Genomic DNA, 6230 nt, shown 5'->3' with positions numbered 1-6230 from the left:
GAAATTACAACGACTTCATTCCGTTGGCAACGTATGGTAAAACGTCCGGATGGTACTTGGGAAACTGAAGCTGAACTTTTTGCCGTTCGTCGATGATTATTGCCGGATTTTGCGTTTTGTGAGAAAACAAAAAATCCTGATTCCGTTTGGAAATCAGGATTTTACTGTCTTTTGCTTTTCTTCAAAGTGGTGCCACCAGGAATCGAATAATACTATTCAAAGTCCTAATTTGCAGTACTTTAATATCTTTGGAAAAATCCCCGAACCACTGAATCAGCCATATGCCAAATTCACTAATTTTCGATAGATTCTTGTTAATCATTTTTTGACTTTACAAAGGTAAGTGTTCGGTTCTATTCCTCCAAATGTTTATATAATTATTTAGAGTGGTTACAAGTTATTTGTGTCGATTATTAATGATTTAAGAAATATCATTCAAATGCCAATACTTTGTTTCTTTCTAATATTTCTATAATATCCTGTTCTTTATACAGAATCTTTCCTCCTATTTTGTAATAGGGTAATTTACCATTCATTCTATATTCAATGAGTGTCCTTTTGGTTATTTTGAGAGCCTTTGATAATTCTTGTTCTGTAATATAACGGTGCCCGTCTAATATAGGTCTGTAGATTAAAGAATTTGCATCCAATATTTTGGATATACCTTCCATGGCTTCAATAAATCTTTTGACCTCATTACTATCCTTATTCAATACCATCTGTCCCATTTTCATTATTTATATGTGTTTTAAGGTTGTTCCTCATATAGTTTAGAATATCTTCTTTTTTATAATAAACCTTTCTGTCTATACGACTGAAAGGGATTAGCCCTTTCTGCCTTAGAGACAATAGTTTTCTGTCTGATATATTCATAAGAATACATACATCCTGGTTATCCAACCATTCACTCAACTCAGGTTTGGAAAAGTTCAGTCCTTTCATTTGTTTTTCTATTTTGAACAATATGTTGTTCATTTCCATAAATGTGCTGGCTTCTATGTTCACAATCTCCATAATCATTAGTTTAAGTGGTTGTTGCAAAAATAGAATAGAAGGTTGTGGAACACAAAAGACTATCATCAAAGTTCATAATATGACATCAGATATCATAGCGAAGCCACCGGACTATGCAGATCGGAGGGAGCTGAAATCCCTGTCTTATTTCGGGATTTAATAAGCAGGCTATGTTTTGTTATTGAGGAGGTGAATTTTCACAGTATTTTTGAGGTCATAAATGGAATATAAGGATAGTCGCCTTTGATCACAGCTATGCGTCACGTCGGTCGCAGTTAATCCCTGTAATCTTTCCATTAATACTAATCCGTTTGCCGCCGCATTCTTTTTCAGGTGAATTTTCATGGCTTCAGCCATAAAGAAAATTCTCCTGAAAAAAAGGAATGAATGCGGCTGGCAAATCAGGATTGGGATTTATCTTTGATGAAAGGGATAATAAGAATATTTTATTATTTATAATTACGATTCACTGCTGTCCGGAGACGTTTTCTCAAAACAGCTATTATTAATTAATAATCAGTTAATTACGAGACTAATATTTTTTTCGATTAGAAACCATAGTTTTGCAAGTAGGTATAAACAGCCTATTCTGCAAACAATGAATAAAGGAAAAAACAATTTTTGCGCAAGTTATGTCTCTTGTAAACATATATGAATTTAAGAAGTATGTCAACCGCTATAAGGGTGACAGGCATGCCATCAAGTTCATTTGCTGTGACCAATTCATGTTAATGAGCTTTATCAGTTCACGGACAGATTCGGACCAAGAGACATATAGACTACACCTAACCTTTATTCTATCGACTTTTACCGTTTTGGCATTAAGGCCATGCCAAAAGCCACATTGCTCGAAACGAACGACAAGCAAAGAAAGCATATAAGGATTAGAAACTTATACCTGACCTGGATGAAATGGTCTATACCTTTGATAGCAACACGATTGAGCTATATCTGAAACTTTGTCTATGGACTATGTTACATCATGATAGAGGAACCATCAAGATATATATCTTGATGGATATTAAAGGTTCCATCTCGACATCTACTCATTTGACAGAAAGAGCAGTTCATGATTCCCCAATTATGGATAAGATACCTATAGTAAGAGTTAACTCTTTGTGTCTGCATTTTCATCTTAACAACGTCTTTTTTGTAACAAGAGTAAAAAGAGAATATACTTTACGAAGTTATTGATAATAGAGAGGTGGAGCAATCTGCTAGACTTTTCTCTAATGAAACCATCAAATTGACAGGAGCACTTACTTCCCAAAAGTATACTGATTTTAGGCTTACTGTGTATGAGGACTTTAGCACAAATACAGTTATCATTTCACCTCCAATAACTTTAAGCTTGATGCATTGACCATTGCCAAGTTATACAGAGAGAGATGACTAATTGAGTTGTTCTTCAAATAGAAAAAAGCAGCATTTGCACATAAAGACATTCTACGGAATCACTAAGAATTCAGTGTACACACAGATATAGATAGCTATCTGCAATTATCTCCTGCTTATCATTGCTAAGAAACAAAATTTCTCCGGACAACAATAAAAGCAACATATAGATGTAAGATGTGTGCTCAGTATAAAGCTCAAAAAGAAAAAACAACTCTGGTATAAGTCCATAGGAAACATAAATCATAACACTGACGAAAAAAAGGCTGAAAGAATACAGCTGTCAGTGTGTTTGGCAAGAAAGGCAATCAGACCGCCTATGCCGGTTACAAGACCGGTATAGGCGGTCAGTCCAAATGCTAGAAACAGATTATGACTGTTTCCCAAAATCACTACATCTTATTTTAATAACTCAACTTCAGAACGGCATATACAGATCTCGGCATTCCTGGACCATAAATGTAACCGGAATCACGGTTAGCACCACGATCGAAATCTTGCTGGTAAGCGTTCAGCAGATTCTGCACGCCCGCGCTTACCTGCATCTGGATGCTCTTGTAGAACTTGAAATCGTAGGCAGCCTTGAAGCCCATGTCTACAAAACGGCGGGTGGTTTCCGTACGGTTGTGGCTGATGTATCCAGCATGATGCTCTACCAGCATGCTGCCCGTATAGGTTCCCGAAAGTGCCAGCGTAAGTGCACGCAGCGGATTATAGCTCATGGTAAAGTAGCCATACGTGTCCGGCGTGCGGAACATGCGTTTTTCGAGCGGCACATTGGGGTCGTTCTCACTCCACGAACGCGCCTCTTTATACCGGGCCTGCTGTACGGTAAATCCCGCCTGCAACTGCCATACGTTTCGCCATGCCAGCTTGCCCTCCAGCGTACAGCCATACACCACTGCCCCCTTTTCGTTGCCGCGTTCGTTGATAATGACACCGTTTTCGTCCTTACCAATCTCGGTCAGGGCAAATACATCCGAAATATTGGTATAGAAACCCTCTGCCAGCAGATTGCCCTGCCAGTCGCCCCAGCTGTGATACATATCGGCAGAGAGGCTGAGGCTTTGCGATTTTTCTTCTTTCAGGTCCTTGGCCAACTGAATCATCGATACGGTTCCGCCCACGTTGTCAATGTGCAGGTCTTCGTCGAAAGCCTGTGGTGCTCGGAAGCCGAACGAGTAGCTGGCACGCAGGTTGATATTATCCGTGGGGTTGAAACGCACATTGGCACGCGGACTGAATACCGGCTTGTCCAGCAGGCTGTGCTTGTCCATGCGGGCACCGACCAGAAAACTCCAGCGGGCCGTTTTCCACTCATTCTGCGCAAAAGCACTCACGGTATTCACCCGCTGGTCCAGATAGCGGCCGCGCCCCCACATGTTGTCCTTCAGGCGGTCCTGGTTATATTCGGCACCAGCAGTCAGCGTAGCTGGCATAAACAGGCAGCGGTCGAAGTTATAGTTGTACTGCGCACCTGCCACCCAGGTCATGTCGGTGGTGTTGCCATACGATTTCAGTTTTTCCTGCAAGTCCTCGCCTCCGCCGTAGTAACTGTCGCGGTCGATGTGCTGTGCCGAGGCATAAATGCCCAGGCGCTGTTTTTCATCGGGCGAAAACAGGTCGAACTTTACCCCTCCGGTATTGATGCTGTGCTTCAGTTGCTCGGCTATCAGCGCCTCGTGCGGCGGGAGAGCCAGCTGGTCGCCACCACGACGGTGCTCCTGCAGGTGGTGATACTCTACCGTAACCTTCGAATAATCGCTGGTCTTGATGTAGGAGCGCATGCCCACCGTCTGACTTTTCAGCTCCGGCAGCTCGGTAAATCCGTCGCCGTCGTGGTCATAGCCGGCACGTTCTCTGTTCTGTCCGAAAACTGCCAGTCCCAGCTTCTGGTTGTCGGATACCAGCGAAGCATTCATTGTGGTATTGTTTTCGAAAACCGATGCATCGCCTATCCCCGTCAGTGTGTGCGAGAACTGGGCCGAGTTGCGCACCGGTTCCTTGGTAATGATGTTGATGGTGCCGGCAATGGCCGAAGAGCCAAACAAAGCCGAGCCGCCGCCGCGCATCACCTCCACACGTTCAATCATGTTGGCAGGAATCTGCTCCAGACCGTATACCCCCGCCAGCGCGCTGAAGATGGGACGCGAGTCGATGAGAATCTGCGTATAAGGCCCGTCCAATCCGTTGATGCGCACCTGCTGATATCCGCAGTTCTGGCAGTTGTTCTCCACACGCACACCCGGCTGGAAGTTCAGCCCCTGCGCCAGACAGGTAGAGTTGGTATTCTCGAACGTCTTGACCGATACCACGTTTACCAGCGTAGGCGCCATGCGGCGGGTCGTCTCGTTACGGTTGGCCGAAACCACCACCCCCTCGAGTGCCACGTGGTCCTCGCCAATCTCGAAATTCAGTTCCAGCGTCTTGCCCTTGGTGAGCTGCACGGTGCGGCGCTCTGTCTTATAGCCTATCGAACTGACTTCAACAGTAAAAGTCCCTTCGGGCAGGTTTTTCAGGAAGTAATGCCCTGTTTCGTCGGTAGTCGTCCCGATGGTTGTCCCCTTCAGCATAATCGTTACATAAGCCAGGTGTTCCTTGGTATCTTTATCGGTTACGTGGCCAATGATATTGGCATCGGTATCGTTCAGTTCGTATGCAAAAGCATAGCCCGGGAACAATGTCAGTATTGCTCCCAAAAGGTATATATAAAAAGTTTTCATCTTTGATTTTTAAGTATTTACACGATTGTCGTTCGCAGTTCGTCCCTGTCCGATCGGTTTATCACAGCAAAGCAAAAGTCGCGGCACAGAAAAGCCGAATCTTTCGCATACCTATGAGAAAGGTTCACTACAGCTGTGACAAAGCCGGCTTGCAGGGTTGCGCCGAATGCAAAGCATAACTCTCCTGGTAAACGTGCATACACCCACGAAAAGGTATGCAGAGCAGGCGCTGTACCGGAACTGCAATCTTTAAAATAATAAATGTTTCAGGATTCATAAACGGGCAGAATATGCCCCGAAAAAATCAAAGAGAGGGAGGACCGCGTGTCAGGATGTCCGCGCACGGACGATAAGGTACTCCCATCGTGCAGACAAAGAGAATCAGTCCCAAAGGAATAAGCCAGCAGGGCAAGGCCACACTGGTGTTCGTTTCGCCGGAAGTCTGCAGCAAAGAGAGGTAGAAAATGGTTTCGAGCTGGGTATCGGTATGTGTATGCCCGGCCTTGAACGGATGCGAGTGCACAACAATAACGCCATTCACCACGTGCGAGTGAGTGAACAACGTAATGCCGCACCAGTAGGATGCGAATACAAGCAGCAGGGCCATGCCTGCGAGTCTGTATTTCTGTGCCAGCAATCTGCTCATTGTGAAGTAATTACCAATACCTTATCTCTAAATAACAACCTGATATAGATTGTTGATTACAAAGTTATCAAAAAGATTCGAAGTTTCCAACTTTGTTTAAGCCTGTAATATCTTTCGGTGGAACAGCTTTACATATTTTATGATATAAATGAAGAAAAGATTACAATAAGAAAATACGGAAAGAGGCTACTCCGAAAAAACGGAATAGCCTCTCGAATCAAAAAAACAATATGAAGAAAGTTAAGTAAGAAATTTAATAGCCGGGGTTTTGGGTAAGAGCTGAGTTATTACTAATCTCTTCCTCAGGAATAGGCAATAAAGATTTATATGGTTCCCAAATTTTATAATCTAAAGACACTGTCCAAAATTTTGTGTAAATGGAAACAGGATTCAGCTGTAAGTTTGTTCTTATATCTGGATTCTGTTTTCAAAAATAAGCATAAATTGATTCA

The 6230-nt window shown here is 43.2% G+C and carries 6 protein-coding genes; 1 reads left to right on the top strand and 5 read right to left on the bottom strand.

The genetic code is table 11. The annotated features are described in order from the left end of the window. Positions 1–431: 431 nt before the first annotated feature. Positions 432–728, bottom strand: coding sequence for a helix-turn-helix domain-containing protein (locus BHV72_RS06600; protein WP_057279956.1), 297 nt, complete (start codon positions 726–728; stop codon positions 432–434). Continuing rightward, entirely contained in the window at positions 706–1014 is a 309-nt protein-coding gene (locus BHV72_RS06595; protein ID WP_057279965.1) for a helix-turn-helix domain-containing protein, read from the bottom strand. The genes BHV72_RS06600 and BHV72_RS06595 overlap by 23 nt, the downstream gene beginning before the upstream one ends. A gap of 602 nt (positions 1015–1616) precedes the next feature. Here BHV72_RS06595 and BHV72_RS06590 point away from each other — a divergent pair. Further along, positions 1617–1895, top strand: a complete 279-nt coding sequence (locus BHV72_RS06590) for a DUF4372 domain-containing protein (RefSeq protein ID WP_134987936.1) — start codon at positions 1617–1619, stop codon at positions 1893–1895. Positions 1896–2813: 918 nt separating this feature from the next. Here the strand turns inward: BHV72_RS06590 and BHV72_RS06585 are convergent. The 3 genes from BHV72_RS06585 to BHV72_RS19555 form a co-directional block, all read right to left on the bottom strand. After that, positions 2814–5132, bottom strand: a complete 2319-nt coding sequence (locus BHV72_RS06585) for a TonB-dependent receptor (protein WP_057279955.1) — start codon at positions 5130–5132, stop codon at positions 2814–2816. A gap of 304 nt (positions 5133–5436) precedes the next feature. Continuing rightward, positions 5437–5739 (bottom strand): DUF8478 family putative metalloprotein, encoded by a 303-nt coding sequence (locus BHV72_RS06580; protein WP_070100166.1) that lies wholly within the window; start codon positions 5737–5739, stop codon positions 5437–5439. 292 nt (positions 5740–6031) lie between these two features. Then, positions 6032–6136: a RagB/SusD family nutrient uptake outer membrane protein gene (locus BHV72_RS19555; RefSeq protein ID WP_353744885.1), complete on the bottom strand. Its 105-nt coding sequence runs from the start codon at positions 6134–6136 to the stop codon at positions 6032–6034. Between the last annotated feature and the right edge of the window lie 94 nt (positions 6137–6230).

Origin of the sequence: Bacteroides sp. 43_46 (assembly GCF_001915455.1) — a bacterium.
Classification (GTDB): Bacteria; Bacteroidota; Bacteroidia; order Bacteroidales; family Bacteroidaceae; genus Bacteroides; species Bacteroides caccae.
This window is presented reverse-complemented; position numbering and strand designations above follow the sequence as displayed.

Bases quoted from the DNA above. Each gene is read 5' to 3' on its own strand.
- BHV72_RS06600 (WP_057279956.1), bottom strand. From the start codon at position 728: ATGGGACAGATGGTATTGAATAAGGATAGTAATGAGGTCAAAAGATTT.
- BHV72_RS06595 (WP_057279965.1), bottom strand. From the start codon at position 1,014: ATGGAGATTGTGAACATAGAAGCCAGCACATTTATGGAAATGAACAAC.
- BHV72_RS06585 (WP_057279955.1), bottom strand. From the start codon at position 5,132: ATGAAAACTTTTTATATATACCTTTTGGGAGCAATACTGACATTGTTC.
- BHV72_RS06580 (WP_070100166.1), bottom strand. From the start codon at position 5,739: ATGGCCCTGCTGCTTGTATTCGCATCCTACTGGTGCGGCATTACGTTG.